We start from the raw sequence: 16,164 nt of genomic DNA, 5'->3' as shown, positions 1-16,164 counted from the left end.
CCAACCGTTCCCGGTAGTTTACCGGCACCCCGTATCGATAAGATTGTCTGATGGCCGCCCTTAATCAAAAGCTTGGCACCAAGATCGTCAACATCCTGATCTTTTTCTTTTTTGTTGCGCTCGCCGCGATCGGCATGACCCTCTATATTTCCTGGCAGCTGGAAGGCGCCGGCGCGGCGATCAACGATGCCGGCAGCGCGCGCATGCGCTCCTACCGCATGGCCTACCTGCTGTCGCAAAGCACCCACGAAAACACCGACAGCGTCGTGATCGATGCCGAAATCCTCAAGGAAATCGGCTTGTTCGAATCCACCCTGCGCACACTGGAAGAAGGCAATCAGGCGCGGCCGCTGTTCCTGCCGAAGGAGCAGGAAGTGCGACAGCAAATGAAGCTGCTGCACCAGGAATGGGAGGAACGGATAAAGCCGCTGACGCTTGAAATCATGAACAGCGAAAGGGTGGCGGGCCAATTGACGCTTATTACCGCCTACCAGCCGGCCCTGGTGAATTTCGTCAGCATGGTAAACGATCTGGTGCTGATGGTGGAGCAAAGCAATACCCGCAATACCACCCTGCTGCGCTCATTCCAGATCAGCCTGGTGGTGCTGTCGATGGTCGGCACCCTCATTCTGATCTATCTGTTCTTCGTGATGGTGATCCGGCCGGTGGCCAAGCTGCAGGACGGCATACAGCGCATGGCGGCAGCCGATTTCAGCGTGCGTCTGCCGGTGCAAAGTCAGGATGAATTCGGCGCGCTCGCCGATGGCTTCAACCAGATGGCCGACCGGCTGCAAAATCTCTATGGCACGCTGGAAGACCGGGTGCAGGAAAAAACCAGGAGCCTGGAAGACAAAAATCAGGAACTGGCGATATTGTATGACTTCGCTGCCTTCCTCAACAAACCGGCTTCGGTGGAAGACTTGTGCCGCGAGGTGCTGAAAAAACTGATGGGCGTCCTCACAGCGCAGGGTGGACTGGTGCGCCTGGCTGCGCCGAATTCGAATGCCCTGCATATCATCATCCATGAAGGCGTGTCGGAAAAATTCGCCAAAGAGGAAGAATGCCTGACGCTGGGCGAATGCCTGTGCGGCGAATCGGCTCGGGACGGCACGCCGATATCCTGGGACCTCAATATCGAAACGCCGCGACCGCTGTTGAACCGCTGCAAGCGGGACGGCTTCCAGTCTGTTTCCGCCATCCCGATCCGCTCCAAGAAGCAGGTGCTGGGCATTTTCAACCTCTTTTTCCACGAGCCGCATGTGTTCGACAGCCATGAAATCCTGCTGCTCGAAACCATCGGCCAGCACCTCGGCGTCGCAATCGAGAACCAGCGCCTGGTTTCGCGAGAAAAGGAAATGGCGGTATCGGAAGAGCGCAATCTGATCGCTCAGGAACTCCACGACAGCATCGCCCAGTCCCTCGCCTTCCTTAACATTCAGGTGCAGATGCTGGCAGACTCGCTCCGTCGCGGCAACAATACCGAGGCCATGGAAGGACTGGCGCAGATTCGCGAAGGGGTGCAGGAAAGCTATGACGTCGTGCGCGAGTTGCTGGTGCACTTCCGCACCCGTATGGAACATGCCGATCTGGCCAGCGCGATCACCAGCACACTGGAGAAATTCGAGGGCCAGACCGGGATCAAGACCCGCTTCCGGCAGCGCGGCGGCGGCGCGCCCCTGGCGCCGGAATACGTGATCCAGTTGCTGCACATCATTCAGGAAGCCTTGTCCAATGTGCGCAAACATGCCCAGGCGACACAGGTTGACGTTGAAATGGAGCAAAACGAGGGATATCGCATTATCGTCATCGACAACGGCAAGGGATTCGACTCCGGACCAAAATCCAGCATCGACGCAGAACAACATGTCGGACTCAAGATCATGAAGGAAAGAGCGCATCGTATCGGCGCGCAACTGGCAATCGCCTCTGCGCAGGGAGAAGGCACGCGCGTATCCCTGACGCTTACCAAACAACCGAAGGGAACTGCATGAACCAACCGATTCGTATATTGATCGTCGACGACCACACCCTGTTCAGGAGCGGCATCAAGGCGCTGCTGCAGCGGCAGGAGGACTTCGAGGTGGTGGGCGAAGCCGGCGACGGCCTGGAGGGACTGAAACGCGCCAAATCCCTCCAGCCCGACGTGGTGCTGCTCGACCTGCACATGCCGGGCATCGGCGGGCGTGAAGCGGTCAAGCTGCTGTCCGAGGAAGTGCCGACGTGCAACGTGCTGCTGCTGACCGTGTCGGAGGACGCCGAAGACCTGATCGAAACGATCCGCGCCGGCGCCCGCGGCTACTTGCTGAAAAACATTGAAACCGATTTTCTGCTGAATGCCATTCGCTCCGCCGCACGCGGCGAGTCGGTGGTGTCGCCGCAGATGACCGGCAAGCTGATGATGGGCGTCCGCATGGGCAAGGAAGGTGTCGCGCAGGAGGATGACAAGGAAAAGCTCAGCCCGCGCGAAAAAGAGATCATCGCCCTGCTCGCCAAGGGCGTAAGCAACAAGGAAATGGCGCACACCCTCAACGTGGCGGAAAGCACGGTCAAGATCCACGTGCAGAATATTCTCAAGAAACTTCACCTGACCAGCCGGGTGCAGGCGGCGGTCTATGCTGTGGAACACGGCTTGGTGCAAAAAGACTGAACGAGCCCCGGCACAGGCAGGTCGCATCGTAACGCCTTGCCGACCCTGCAAAAGGCCCTGACCCGCGCCTCGACCTGGCTGTCGCTCGACAATTCCCGCCAGGCATATCCCCCAAAAGAACTATCCCACCCGGCCACAAGAACTAGTCCTGGCGGCCTGATGGCGTAGCGAATCACTGTTCTTTTTTCCGCTCAAAATCCGCAGTCCTGCCTATATACCGCGGCCCGGCAAAAAACTATTCTCGTCATCAGTGCATAAACCAGACAAATGGGGGAATAGCATGGCTACGCAACAATACAAGGCATGGTCCGTGGTGACTGCAAGCACGATTGCGTTCACTGTCTGCTTCATGATCTGGATGATGTTTGCCGTGATCGGCATTCCCATCAAGAAAATGCTCGACCTCAACGAGACCCAGTTCGGTCTCCTGATCGCGATGCCGGTGCTCACCGGCTCCCTGATCCGGCTGCCGCTGGGGATGTGGACCGACAAATTCGGCGGGCGCATCGTGTTTTTCATCCTGATGCTGTCCACCGTCATCCCGATCTGGATGATTTCACGCGCCACCGAGTACTGGCATTTCCTCTTTACCAGCCTGTTCGTCGGCGTTGCGGGCGGCTCGTTTACCGTGGGCATTGCCTACTGTGCGCGCTGGTTTCCCCGTGAACGCCAAGGCCTGGCCATGGGCATTTTCGGTGCCGGCAACACCGGCGCGGCGGTGACCAAACTGGTGGCCCCTATCATTGTGGTGGGCTACGGCTGGGCGATGGTGCCTAAGGTTTATGCGGTATTGATGCTGGTTACCGCCATCCTCTTCTGGTTCTTTACCTTTTCCGACCCCGGCCACAAGGTGGGCAAGAGCGTCACCATCCGCGAGCAGCTCGCCGCCTTCAAGGATCCCAAGGTGTGGAAATTGAGCCAGTACTATTCCATCGTGTTCGGCGGCTATGTGGCGCTGGCGCTGTGGATGACCAAGTACTACGTTTCCGAATACGGCTTCGACCTCAAGACCGCCGCCCTGCTGGCCGCGGCCTTCAGTATTCCGGGCGGCGTGCTGCGTGCGATCGGCGGCCACTTCTCCGACAAGTATGGCGCCCACACCATGACCTGGTGGGTGCTGTGGATATCGCTGGTCTGCCTGTTCTTCCTGTCCTACCCGCAGACCGAGTTCACCATCCATACCGTGACCGGCCCTGCCACATTTCACGTGGGGCTCGGCCCCACCGCCTTCACCATCATCATGTTCACCCTGGGGATCGCCTTTGCGATCGGCAAGGCATCGGTCTTCAAATACATTTCCGACGATTACCCGAAAAACATCGGCGTGATCTCCGGTGTAGTGGGACTGGCGGGCGGTCTGGGCGGCTTCTTCATGCCGATCATGTTCGGCGCGCTGGTCGACCTGACGGGCATCCGCTCCTCCGCCTTCATGCTGATGTTCGGCATCGTATGGGTGTCTCTGATGTGGATGTACTGGACCGAGGTCAGGCCGCTTGACCGGGCGCGCCATAAAAAGCCACAAGCACTGGATACGCTGGAATAAGTAGCACTTTTAAATAATCTAAGGAGGTTTGAGAAATGTCGATCAACATCAAGGAATGGGATGTGGAGAACCAGAAGTTCTGGGAGTCCACCGGCAAGAAAATTGCCAACCGCAACCTGTGGATTTCCATCCCCAGCCTTCTGATGGGCTTCGCCGTCTGGCTGATGTGGGGAATCATCACAGTGCAGATGCTGAACCTGGGCTTCCCGTTCAAGCCTGAGCAGCTGTTCACTCTGACCGCCATCGCCGGCCTGGCAGGCGCCACGCTGAGGATCCCCGCTTCGTTCTTCATCCGTATCGCCGGCGGCCGCAACACCATTTTCCTGACCACTGCGCTGCTGATGATTCCTGCCATCGGCACCGGTCTCGCCCTTCAGGACAAGGACACGCCGCTGTGGGCGTTCCAGTTGATGGCGCTGCTGTCCGGTATCGGCGGCGGCAACTTCGCCTGCTCGATGTCCAACATCAGCACCTTCTTCCCGAAACGCCTGCAGGGCACGGCGCTCGGCCTCAATGCCGGCCTCGGCAACTTCGGCGTCACCACCATGCAGGTCCTGATCCCGCTGGTGATGACCGCCGGCATCTTCGGTGCGCTGGCGGGCGAACCGATGACCCTGATCAAGGATAGCGGCTGGATTCTCGGCAAGATTCTGGCCGGCACGCCCACCTATATCCAGAACGCCGGTTTTGTCTGGCTGCTGGCGCTGGTGCCGCTGGCCTTCCTCGGCTTTTTCGGCATGAACAACCTGATGCCGATTTCACCCAACATCGGCTCGACGATTTCCGCCTTCATCAAGATCCTGTGGCTCTACGGCCTGGCTTTCGTGACTGCCGGCGTGGGCCTGTACCTGTACCTCCCGGCGCCGACCGGCCTGGGCCTGTTGAACATGTGGGTGGCCTTGCCGCTGATCATGGTCGGCACGCTGTTCGTGATGAAGCTCGCGGCGTTCGGCGAAATGAAGGCGAACATCGCCAAGCAATTCACCATCTTCAGTAACAAGCACACCTGGTCCATGACCGTGCTGTATGTGCTGACCTTCGGTTCGTTCATCGGCTTCTCGATGGCACTGCCTCTTGCCATCACGGTGATCTTCGGCTTCCAGCATGAGCTTGTAGACGGCGTAATGACCCACACCACCAAAAACCCCAACGCGGTGTCGGCACTCACCTACGCCTGGATCGGCCCCTTCGTCGGCGCGCTGATCCGCCCGGTGGGCGGCTGGATTTCCGACAAGGTGGGTGGCTCCATCGTGACCCAGCTGATTTCGGTCGTCATGGTGGTAGCCTCCGCGGCAACCGGCTACGTGATGTTCCTGGCCTACAACTCCGCCACGCCTGAACAGTATTTCATGATCTTCATGGTGCTGTTCGTGGTGCTGTTCGCCGCTTCCGGCATCGGCAACGGGTCGACCTTCCGCACCGTCGGCGTGATCTTCGACCGCGTGCAGGCTGGCCCGGTACTGGGCTGGACTTCCGCTGTCGCAGCGTACGGCGCCTTCATCGCCCCGGTCGTGATCGGCGCGCAGATCAAGGCCGGCACCCCGCAAAACGCGATGTACGGCTTCGCTATATTTTATGCCCTGTGCCTGATCCTGAACTGGTGGTTCTATCTGCGGCCAGGCTCGGAAATCAAGAACCCGTAACAGCCGTAATACCCGTGAATGAAACAACGCAATCGAATTGACACGATAGGAATCATGAAATGAGCCACTTTCTCGACCGTTTGAAGTTTTTCGAAAAAATCAAAGAGACCTTCTCCGACAACCACGGCATCGTTACCAACGAGGATCGTCAGTGGGAAGACGCCTATCGTCATCGCTGGGCGCATGACAAGGTGGTTCGCTCCACGCACGGCGTGAACTGCACCGGCGGCTGCTCGTGGAAGATTTTCGTCAAGAACGGCCTGGTTGCGTTCGAAATGCAGCAGACCGACTACCCGCGCACCCGCGAAGACCTGCCGGATCACGAGCCGCGCGGCTGCCAGCGTGGCGCCTCTTTCTCCTGGTATCTGTATAGCCCGCAGCGCATCAAATACCCGCTGATCCGCGGCCGCCTGCTGGACTTGTACCGCACCGAGCGCAAGTCCGGCAAGGATCCGGTCGAGGCCTGGGCCGCCATTCAGGCTGACGAAAACAAGCGCAAAAAATACACAGCCGTACGCGGCCTGGGTGGTTTCGTGCGTGCCGACTGGCAGGAAGTGAAAGAAATCGTCGCTGCTGCCAACGTCTATACCATCAAAAAATACGGCCCTGACCGGATTTTCGGTTTCTCGCCCATTCCGGCGATGTCGCAGATTTCCTATGCATCCGGTGCGCGCTATCTGTCGCTGATCGGCGGCGCCTGCGGTTCCTTCTACGACTGGTATTGCGACCTGCCGGCCGCATCTCCGCAGACCTGGGGTGAGCAGACCGACGTGCCGGAATCGGCCGACTGGTACAACTCCACCTACATCATCGTCTGCGGCTCCAGCCTGCCGACCACGCGTACGCCGGATGCCCACTTCGTCTCCGAAGTACGCTACAAGGGTGCCAAGGTCATCTCGATGGCGCCCGATTACGCCGAGTATTGCAAGGCCTCCGACCTGTGGATGCCGGTCAACCCGGGCACCGACACCGCCGCCTTCCTGGCGATGGGACACGTGGCACTGAAAGAGTTCTACATCGACAAGCAGGACCCCTACTTCTCGGAATACGCCCGTAAATACACCGACCTGCCGATTCTGGTGATGCTGCGCCAGCATGGCGAAGGCTATGTATCCGACCGCTGCCTGCGTGCATCCGATCTGGACGGCGCACTGGGCGAGACCAACAATCCCGACTGGAAAACCATCGTCTTTGACGAGATGTCCAAGTCCCTCGTCGTGCCCAATGGCTCGATCGGCTTCCGCTGGGGCGAAGAAGGCAAGTGGAATCTATTGCCCAAGAACGCTGCCAGCCAGCAGGAAATTCTGGCCGAGCTGTCATGTATCGACAGCAAGGATGCGGTGGCTTCAGTTGGCTTCCCGCACTTCGAGCCGGGTGAAGGCGATTTGTTGTGGCGCAATGTGCCCGTGCGCAAGATCAAGCTGGCCAACGGTGAAGAAGCGCTGGTTACTTCCGTGTTTGACATGCAGATTGCACAGTACGGTATTGACCGTGGTCTGGGCGGCGCCAACGTGGCCAGGGATTACCAGGATGCCGCCGTGGCCTATACCCCGGCCTGGGCTGAAAAAGTCACCGGCGTGAAAGCTGCCGACATCGAGCGCACCGGTCGCGAGTTTGCGTACAACGCCTCCAAGACTCACGGCAAATCCATGGTGATCATGGGTGCTGCGATCAACCACTGGTACCACAACGACATGATGTACCGCGGCGTGATGAACCTGCTGCACATCTGCGGTTGCGTGGGTCAATCGGGCGGCGGCTGGGCGCACTACGTGGGCCAGGAAAAACTGCGTCCGCAGGCCGGTTGGGCGCCGATCGCCTTCGCCACCGACTGGCAACGTCCGTCGCGCCAAATGAACTCCACCTCCTACTGGTATTTCCACACCGACCAGTGGCGCTATGAAACGCTACGTGGCGACGACCTCACCTCGCCCGCCGGAAAGGGCAAGTACAAGGGCTACTCGCTGGCCGACTACAACGTCGCAGCGGTTCGCATGGGCTGGCTGCCGTCGGCACCGCACTGGAACGCCAACCCGCTCGACCTGGTTAGCGAAGCCGAGAAGGCCGGCGCCACCGACGAGGCCGGCATCGCCCGGCACGTGATCGGCAAGCTCAAGGACGGCTCGCTGGATGTGGCATTCGCCGACCCGGATAATCCTGTCAACTGGCCGCGCAATCTGTTCGTCTGGCGCGCCAACCTGATCGGCTCGTCCGCCAAGGGCCACGAGTACTTCCTCAAGCACCTGCTCGGTGCACAGAACGGCGTGCTGCAGGAATCCGGTGCCGGATCCGAAAACAAACTGGTCAAATGGCACGATGAAGCGCCTATCGGCAAGCTGGACCTGATGGTCGACATCAACTTCCGTCTGAATTCCACCGGTTCGTACTCCGATATCGTTCTGCCGACGGCCACCTGGTATGAGAAGAACGACCTCAATACCACCGACATGCACCCCTTCATGCATCCGTTGTCGGAAGCCGTGTCACCTGGCTGGCAGTCCAAGTCCGACTGGCAGATTTTCAAGAACATCGCAGAAACCTTCTCGACCCTGGCCGAAAAGCACCTCGGCATGCGCAAGGACATCGTTGCCCTGCCGATGCAGCATGACTCGCCATTCGAAATGGCTCAGCCCTTCGGTGAGGTCAAGGACTGGAGCAAAGGCGAGTGCGATCCGATTCCCGGCAAGACCATGCCGCTGCTCAAAGTGGTCGAGCGCAACTTTGCCGACACCTACAAGAAGTACATCGCCATCGGCCCATTGATGGTCAAGATCGGCAACAACGTCAAGGGCATCGACTGGAATACCGAGATGGAATATGACCAGCTCAAGGTGATGAACGGCACGGTGAAAGTGCCGGGCGTGTCCTTTGGCATGCCTTCACTCGAGGAAGACATCAAGGTATGCGATTCGGTGTTGCGCATGGCACCGGAAACCTGCGGTGAAGTCGCGCACAAGTCCTGGACTGCACTGTCGAAGAAAACCGGTATCGACCACCATCACCTGTACTCGGCCCGTCACGAAGACAAGATTACCTTCGCCGACATCCAGGTACAGCCGCGCAAGATCATTACCGCGCCGACCTGGTCGGGGATCGAGTCCGAAACGGTGTCCTACACCTCGTGCTACACCAATATTCACGAGCACATTCCGTTCCGCACCCTGACCGGCCGCGCGCATTTCTATCAGGATCACGAGTGGATGCTGGACTTCGGCGAAGGCTTCTGCGTGCACAAGCCGCCGCAGGACATGAAGTCGTTTACCAAACTTTCGCCGAGCATCCTGGCCGAGAAGCATATCAAGCTGAAATGGATTACGCCGCACTCCAAGTGGGGCATCCATTCGACCTATCAGGACAACCTGCGCATGCTGACGTTGTTCCGCGGCGGCCCTTACGTGTGGATTTCCGAGGTCGACGCCAAGGCGGCCGGGATCGAGGACAACGACTGGGTCGAGGCGATCAACCATAACGGTGCGACGGTTGCACGAGCGGTTGTCTCGCAGCGCGTGTCGCGCGGCGTGGCCATGATGTATCACGCCCAGGAAAAAATCGTGAACGTGCCCGGATCGAATACCACCGGCAAACGCGGCGGCATTCTGAACTCGGTGACACGCGTCGTCATGAAGCCGACCAACATGATCGGTGGCTACGTGCAACTGGCCTACGCCTTCAACTACTACGGCACCGTGGGCAGTAACCGCGATACCGAGATCATCATGCGCAAGGTGGCTGACAAGGATATCGACTGGCTGGAACGCCCGCTTACTCCGGAACGCGAAGCACAGCTCAACCCGCCCGGAATCGGCAAGCGTTGATCGTCGCGTGAACAGGATAAATTAGGAGAAACCCAATGAAAGTACGTGCACAATTCGCATTTGTCTTCAACCTGGACAAATGCATCGGTTGCCACACCTGCTCGGTGACATGCAAGAACACCTGGACCAATCGCAAGGGCGTGGAATACGTCTGGTTCAACAACGTCGAGTCCAAGCCCGGCGTCGGCTACCCCAAGCAGTGGGAGAACCAGGAGAAATGGAAAGGCGGCTGGATGCTCAATGGCGGCAAGCTGGAGTTGAAATCCGGCGGGCGCATGTCGAAGCTCCTGAACATCTTCGCCAACCCGGATCTGCCGCAAATCGACGATTACTACGAGCCGTTCACCTACAATTACGCGCGCCTGCAGAACGCGCCACTGTCCGAGGCGGCGCCGACCGCACGCCCGCTGTCGATGATTACCGGCGACCCGATGGAAAAAATCACCTGGGGCCCGAACTGGGAAGACGATCTGGCCGGCGAGTTTTCCAAGCGCAGCGTGGACAAAAACCTGGACAACATCCAGAAGGATATGCTCGGCCAGTTCGAGAACACCTTCAACATGTATCTGCCGCGCATCTGCAACCACTGCCTGAATCCGGCCTGCGTCGCGGCCTGCCCGTCCGGCTCGCTCTACAAGCGCGAAGAAGACGGCATCGTGCTGGTCGACCAGGACAAGTGCCGTGGCTGGCGTTTCTGCATGAGCGCATGCCCTTACAAAAAGGTGTACTACAACTGGGAATCCGGCAAGGCCGAGAAGTGCATCGCCTGCTACCCGCGCGTCGAATCCGGCATGCCGACAATCTGCTCGGAATCCTGCGTCGGCCGCATCCGCTACAACGGCATCATGCTGTATGACGCCGACAAGATCGAAGCCATGGCCAGCACCAGCAACGAGCAGGACCTGTACGAAGCGCAGTGCAGTATCTTCCTCGACCCCAACGACCCGGCCGTGATTGCCGCAGCACGGGCCGAAGGCATCAACGAAGACTGGATCATCGCCGCGCAGAAATCGCCGATCTACAAAATGGCGATCGACTGGAAAATTGCCTTCCCGCTGCACCCGGAATTCCGCACCCTGCCGATGGTGTGGTACGTGCCGCCGCTCTCTCCGGTGCAATCGCAGATCGACCAGGGCAACCTGCCGGTCGGCCCGGACGGCGCCATTCCCCTGGCCAGCGCGATGCGCACGCCGACCAAGTACCTGGCCAACCTGTTCACCGCAGGCAAGGAAGAGCCGATTCGCAACTCTCTTAACCGCCTGATCGCCATGCGCAGCTACCAGCGCTCGGTGCACGTGGAAGGCGTCGCGGACACGCGCGCCCTGAATGCCGCCGGGATCACCGAAGACCAAGCCAAGGAGATGTACCGTTACCTGGCGATTGCCAACTACGAAGATCGCTACGTCATTCCCACCGGCCATGAGGAAGAACGGATGGAGGATGCCTACGGCTTCCAGGGCCAGAACGGCTTCACCTTCGGCAACAACTCTTCGGCAGGCATCAGCAAGATCACCCTGTTCCCGCGTCGCCGCAAGGAAACGCTGGAACCCGCCGAACTGGCTCCGTCCGCAGACAAAAGCTGAGAGGAAACATCATGTCCATCTACAAAATACTGTCGGCATTGCTGGATTATCCGGATCGGGAGTTGATCGACCATCTGCCGGAAATCCGCGATGAAATCGGGAAAAGCCAAAATATCGACATGGCGGAAAAGGTATCCATGCGGAAGCTGCTCGATCGCCTGGCCAATACGCCGCTGATCGATCTGCAGGAAGACTATGTGAAGACGTTCGATCTGACGCCGGAGCACAGTCTGCACCTGACCCACCATCTGTTCGGCGACGACAACGACAGGAATCGCGGCCCGGCACTGATCGACCTCGGCGAGCTGTACAAGGATTACGGCATCACGGTGGCGAGCAACGAGCTGCCCGACTTCCTGCCGCTGGTCCTTGAATTCGCCGCCATGCTGGAAGACAACGAGGCAACGACCTTCCTGTCCGACGCCAACAAGGTGCTGACGGTGCTGACCGACAACCTGACCAAGGCCGGAACCCCCTATGCGCCCCTGCTTTCCATCGTTAAAAGCCGCGCCACGCTCACCCGACTGGCCGCTTAAGGAGGTATGAAATGAACGAATCTATGTATAGCTGGAACAACCTGATTTTTGGTATTTATCCTTACATCTGCCTGAGCGTATTCGTGATCGGCAGCTGGATCCGCTTCGACCGCGAGCAATACGGCTGGACGAGCGCGTCCAGCCAGTTGCTCTCCACGGCGGGCATGCGCCTGTCCAGCAACCTGTTCCACATCGGCGTCATCGGCATCTTCTTCGGCCACCTGGTCGGCCTGCTGGCGCCCTACGCCATCTGGGGCACCATCGGTCTGTCCTCGCTCGGCAAGCAGAACATCGCCATGTATGGCGGCGGCTTTCTCGGCATCCTGTGCCTGATCGGCGGCGCGATGCTGATATGGCGTCGCCTGACCAATCCGCGTGTGCGGGCAACCAGCCGTTCGTCGGATATCTTCATCCTGGCCTGGGTACTGGTCACCCTGCTGTTCGGTCTGGCCACCACCTTCACCACCGCGCACCACGCCGCACAGGGCAGTGCCGACACCATGATGGCGCTGGCGCAGTGGGCGAAGAGCATCGTGCTGTTCAGCCCGAAGCCGGAACTGGTAGGCAGTGTCGAAATGGTGTTCCGTCTCCACCTGTTCTTCGGCCTGTCGCTGTTCCTGCTGTTCCCGTTCACCCGTCTGGTGCACATCTGGAGCTTCCCGATCGGTTATCTGACGCGTTCCTACCAGATCGTGCGCACCAAGCGCCGTATCGCGTAATCATCTATTGCTGAACCGGGCGCTGCCACCCCTTCGGGTGGCAGCGCCCTCCCACTTTTGTCGTATCGCCATGACCGATCCCCGCACCCGTGAAGACCTCACCCGGGTCCAAAAAGGGAGCCCGCATGTTACGTAAGCTCAGCTGGCTCATCCTGGTGGTCGCAGTCGGCATCGGCGTGCACTTCGCGTTGCAGAACATCATCCAAAGCGGCGATCCGGAAAAGCGGCGAGGTCCGGACCTGGCCAAAGTGGAACGACTGGAAGCCGCCGACCCCATTCACGGCGCCAAGGTACGTGCCGGTATGGTCAAGTATGAATCCATCTGCCGCCTGTGCCATCACCGCACCGGCCAGGGAGGCAAGTTCACGCCGCCCATTGCCGGCCTGACTGCAGAACGGGTCGAATTGATGCTGAAGCTGTACCGCAGCGGCACTCACGTGGGGCCAATGACCAATCTGATGGCGCCGTGGGCAGCCGAACTGACCGACGAAGATATCGGCAACCTGGCAGCGTACGTAGAAACCTTGTAAGGAAAATATTATGCCGAACATCTCACGTAGAGATTTCCTGGTCCGCAGCGTAATCCTGTTCGCAGCGTCTGTCGTTCCGACACAGCCTGCCCGGGCCACCGCCATCACCAATTCCAACGAGGCCATCAACAAGGCTGGTCGCTTGCGCATGTTGTCGCAGCGTATGGCCAAGGCCTATTGTCAGATTGGCCTGGACATCCTAACCGACAAGTCACGCCACATCCTGGAGGTGTCCGTCAATCTCTACCAGGAACACCTGAACGAACTCAAGGCCTTTGCCCCGTCGGCAGATATAAAAGCCACCTACGCGGATCTGGATGCCAACTGGAAACTCTACCGCCAGCTCCTGATCGGAACGCCCAGCCTGAAAAACGCGCGACTCATCGCCCAAATCAACGAGGATGCTTTGAGTGTAGCCCACTTGGGCACGACACAATTCGAACTTTCATCCCCTACCAGCGTGGGTCGCCTGATCAATATCTCCGGCCGACAGCGCATGCTGTCGCAACGCCTGGCCAAGTTTTACATGTTCCGACAGTGGGGGATCAGCACTCCGAACATGAACGCCGAGATGCAGCTCGCCAAACGCGAATTCGTTAGCGCCCTGAATGCATTGGATCATGCTCCCGAAAATACCGGCAAGATCAGTAGCGAATTGAGTATGGCCCGTACCCAATGGATTTTCTTCGAGAACTCCCTGCAAGAACAAAATGTCGGCAACAAGAATCCTCATGATGCCGTCAATGTGGCCACCACCAGCGAACGCATTCTCGAAATGATGGATCGTGTTACCGAGCTTTATGGACAGCTGCCCGCGTCAGCCCCTGTCGCAGCGCCTGCCACCCGGCCGGCACGGCGCTGATCCTGGGACAGGAAGAAATAGGCGTGGGTGTACCAATGCACGACCTTAAACGAATCCCATGACGATAGCGGCGTCGCGGCGCGAACAGCTGATCGAAGCGCAGGGGCGCCCCGTAAACTGCAGCCTCTCCCCAGTTGTTCGTACCCGAGGCTGGAAGCTCAACCTGCCACGGTCAAAATATTCCGCCCAAGGCACCGCACCGTCTGGTTCGCCCGTATTTTCGCCGTCTTGCGACTTTCGGGCTGGCCGTCAACGGTGACTTCGCCGTTGGCGATCATCAGCTTGCCCTGCCCGCCGCTGTCCGCGACGCCGGTGAGTTTGAGAAGGTCGCAGAGGGCGACGTACTCGCCGCGCAGTTTGAATTCAATGGTGTCCATTCTTGATTCCGCTGGTTGATGCCTGGGTGGATTCATTGCGACGGATAAACGCAGACATGTGGAGTATCCGGTCCTACATCAACACATTCACATTCCTCCCTACCCGCCGCGCCGCCGCCACAGATAACGGTAGACAAAGCCCGGATAGGCAAGCACCACGAACAGCGCAGTGTTGACTGCGTAGAACTCCCAATTCTGCTTGTGGACGTCGCCCCCCCTGCTTTCCAGCAGCAGCGCGATACCGCCCATCACGAAAAACATCACGATCAATTCCAGCAAGCGCCAGGCGAAATTCTTGCTGCCGGCCCTGGGCCGGATGACGAAGAAAATCCGCTCGACGAGGAACGGCAGGTTGGCGGCGACGAACGCCAGAACCAGCAGCAGGGTGGTGGAGAAATTCACGTTGAATTTGAAAAGCCGGGTAACGCCGGAGCAGGTCTGCTCCGGCGGAAATAACTCAGAAGGACGCGCCGATGGCGTGCACGCACACCGCCATCAGCGGCTGCGGCATGATGCCGAGCGCCAGCACCGCGAGGCCGTTGGCTGACATGATGACGCGGCTGTCAGGACTGGCAACGATCGGCGCCGTGTCGTGGGCCGTGTCGAAGTACATCAGCTTGACGATGCGCAGGTAGTAAAAAGCGCCGATCAGCGAGAACATCACCGCCGCCACCGCCAGCCAGACGTAATCGATCCCGATCACAGCCTGAAGCACCGACAGTTTGGCATAAAAGCCCACGGTAGGCGGTATGCCGGCCATCGAGAACATCAGCAGCAGCATCATGAAGGCAAGCCACGGGCTGCGGCGATTCAGGCCCTTGAAGTCGTCCAGCCGGTCGGCTTCGAATCCGGCCCGCGACAAGAGCAGGATCATGCCGAATGCGCCCAGGCTCATCAGTGCATACACCAGCACATAGAACATCGCACTGCCGTAGCCGTTCTGCGAGCCGGCGAGAATACCCAGCAGCATGAAACCCATGTGTGAAATAGTCGAGTAGGCAAGCATGCGTTTCAGGTTGGCTTGCGCAATGGCTGCGATATTTCCAAGCGCCATCGACAGCACGGACAGGATCACCAACATGTCGCGCCAATCGACCATCTGCGATTCCAGTCCTTGCCCCAGGATACGAATCACAAAGGCAAATGCGGCGATTTTTGGGGCAGAACCGATAAACAGCGTCATCGCGGTCGGCGCACCTTCGTAGACGTCCGGCAGCCACATATGGAACGGCACTGCACCAAGTTTAAAAGCGAGGCCGGCGACGATGAAGACGATGCCGAACACCAAGGGAATGCGCAGGTCGGTGCCATCGGACAGGTTCTGTGCGATGTCGGCCAGCGCCAGCGAGCCGGTGACGCCATAGACCATCGACATGCCGTAGAGCAGCATGCCCGACGCCAGCGCACCCAGCACGAAGTATTTCATCGCCGCCTCGGACGCCACGCCGGAATCGCGCTGCAATGCGACCATGGCATACAGGGACAGCGACAACAGTTCGAGGCCGAGATACAGCGTGAGGAAATGGCTGGCCGACACCATCACCATCATGCCCAGCAGCGCAAACAGTGCCAGCACAAAGAATTCGCCCTTGTAGAGCCCACGTACCCGCAGATAGTCGCGCGAGTACACCAGCACCACCGCGACCGTCAGATAGAGGCACAGCTTCAGCACGTCGGACAGCGGGTCGTCGATGAAGAGGCCGCCGAGTGCCAGTACCGGCATGGTAGAGAAATCGTTCGCGGTGAGGAAAGCCGCGCCGGCCAGCGTGGCCAGCGACAGCACATAAGCGACATAGCGCTTGCTGTCGTCGACCGCGGCGTCGATCACCAGGATCAGCGAGACCATCGCCAGCACGAAAATCTCGGACAGCGCGGGGGCGAATTGGGTAAGGAAGTCGCTCATCTTGGA

General features: G+C 59.1%; 13 protein-coding genes. 10 read left to right on the top strand and 3 right to left on the bottom strand.

What is annotated here, in order from left to right; translation table 11 throughout:
* Window positions 1-50: 50 nt before the first annotated feature.
* The 10 genes from ACZ41T_RS00325 (at window position 51) to ACZ41T_RS00280 (ending at window position 13,878) form a co-directional block, all read left to right on the top strand.
* A complete protein-coding gene (locus ACZ41T_RS00325; RefSeq protein WP_464922553.1) occupies window positions 51-1,991 on the top strand; it encodes a type IV pili methyl-accepting chemotaxis transducer N-terminal domain-containing protein in 1,941 nt (646 codons plus the stop codon).
* Window positions 1,988-2,647 (top strand): response regulator, encoded by a 660-nt coding sequence (locus ACZ41T_RS00320; protein WP_464922552.1) that lies wholly within the window; start codon window positions 1,988-1,990, stop codon window positions 2,645-2,647. The genes ACZ41T_RS00325 and ACZ41T_RS00320 overlap by 4 nt, the downstream gene beginning before the upstream one ends.
* 280 nt (window positions 2,648-2,927) lie before the next feature.
* Window positions 2,928-4,190 carry an MFS transporter gene (locus tag ACZ41T_RS00315; RefSeq protein WP_464922551.1) on the top strand — a complete coding sequence of 421 codons (1,263 nt, stop codon included), beginning with the start codon at window positions 2,928-2,930 and terminating at the stop codon, window positions 4,188-4,190.
* Between the two features lie 35 nt (window positions 4,191-4,225).
* Window positions 4,226-5,833: an MFS transporter gene (locus ACZ41T_RS00310; protein ID WP_464922550.1), complete on the top strand. Its 1,608-nt coding sequence runs from the start codon at window positions 4,226-4,228 to the stop codon at window positions 5,831-5,833.
* Window positions 5,834-5,892: 59 nt separating this feature from the next.
* Window positions 5,893-9,648 carry a nitrate reductase subunit alpha gene (locus tag ACZ41T_RS00305; protein WP_464922549.1) on the top strand — a complete coding sequence of 1,252 codons (3,756 nt, stop codon included), beginning with the start codon at window positions 5,893-5,895 and terminating at the stop codon, window positions 9,646-9,648.
* Window positions 9,649-9,683: 35 nt separating this feature from the next.
* Window positions 9,684-11,231, top strand: a complete 1,548-nt coding sequence (gene narH / locus ACZ41T_RS00300) for a nitrate reductase subunit beta (protein WP_464922548.1) — start codon at window positions 9,684-9,686, stop codon at window positions 11,229-11,231.
* An 11-nt stretch (window positions 11,232-11,242) separates the two neighbouring features.
* Window positions 11,243-11,767: a nitrate reductase molybdenum cofactor assembly chaperone gene (gene narJ / locus ACZ41T_RS00295; protein ID WP_464922547.1), complete on the top strand. Its 525-nt coding sequence runs from the start codon at window positions 11,243-11,245 to the stop codon at window positions 11,765-11,767.
* A gap of 11 nt (window positions 11,768-11,778) precedes the next feature.
* A complete protein-coding gene (gene narI / locus ACZ41T_RS00290) occupies window positions 11,779-12,486 on the top strand; it encodes a respiratory nitrate reductase subunit gamma (protein WP_464922546.1) in 708 nt (235 codons plus the stop codon).
* Between the two features lie 125 nt (window positions 12,487-12,611).
* Complete coding sequence (locus ACZ41T_RS00285; protein ID WP_464922545.1) at window positions 12,612-13,016, top strand: c-type cytochrome; 405 nt, start codon at window positions 12,612-12,614, stop codon at window positions 13,014-13,016.
* A gap of 10 nt (window positions 13,017-13,026) precedes the next feature.
* Window positions 13,027-13,878 (top strand): type IV pili methyl-accepting chemotaxis transducer N-terminal domain-containing protein, encoded by an 852-nt coding sequence (locus ACZ41T_RS00280; RefSeq protein ID WP_464922544.1) that lies wholly within the window; start codon window positions 13,027-13,029, stop codon window positions 13,876-13,878.
* A gap of 158 nt (window positions 13,879-14,036) precedes the next feature.
* Here the strand turns inward: ACZ41T_RS00280 and ACZ41T_RS00275 are convergent, their stop codons facing one another.
* From ACZ41T_RS00275 to nuoN, 3 genes are all read right to left on the bottom strand, one after another.
* Window positions 14,037-14,255, bottom strand: coding sequence for an RNA-binding S4 domain-containing protein (locus ACZ41T_RS00275; RefSeq protein ID WP_464922543.1), 219 nt, complete (start codon window positions 14,253-14,255; stop codon window positions 14,037-14,039).
* Between the two features lie 99 nt (window positions 14,256-14,354).
* Complete coding sequence (locus tag ACZ41T_RS00270; RefSeq protein WP_464922542.1) at window positions 14,355-14,657, bottom strand: DUF2818 family protein; 303 nt, start codon at window positions 14,655-14,657, stop codon at window positions 14,355-14,357.
* A 55-nt stretch (window positions 14,658-14,712) separates the two neighbouring features.
* Window positions 14,713-16,158, bottom strand: a complete 1,446-nt coding sequence (nuoN, locus tag ACZ41T_RS00265; protein ID WP_464922541.1) for an NADH-quinone oxidoreductase subunit NuoN — start codon at window positions 16,156-16,158, stop codon at window positions 14,713-14,715.
* Window positions 16,159-16,164 lie beyond the last annotated feature (6 nt).

This window comes from Thiobacillus thiophilus (assembly GCF_055378705.1).
Note: the sequence above shows the minus strand (reverse complement) of the source record. Positions and strands in the feature narration are given on the sequence as shown.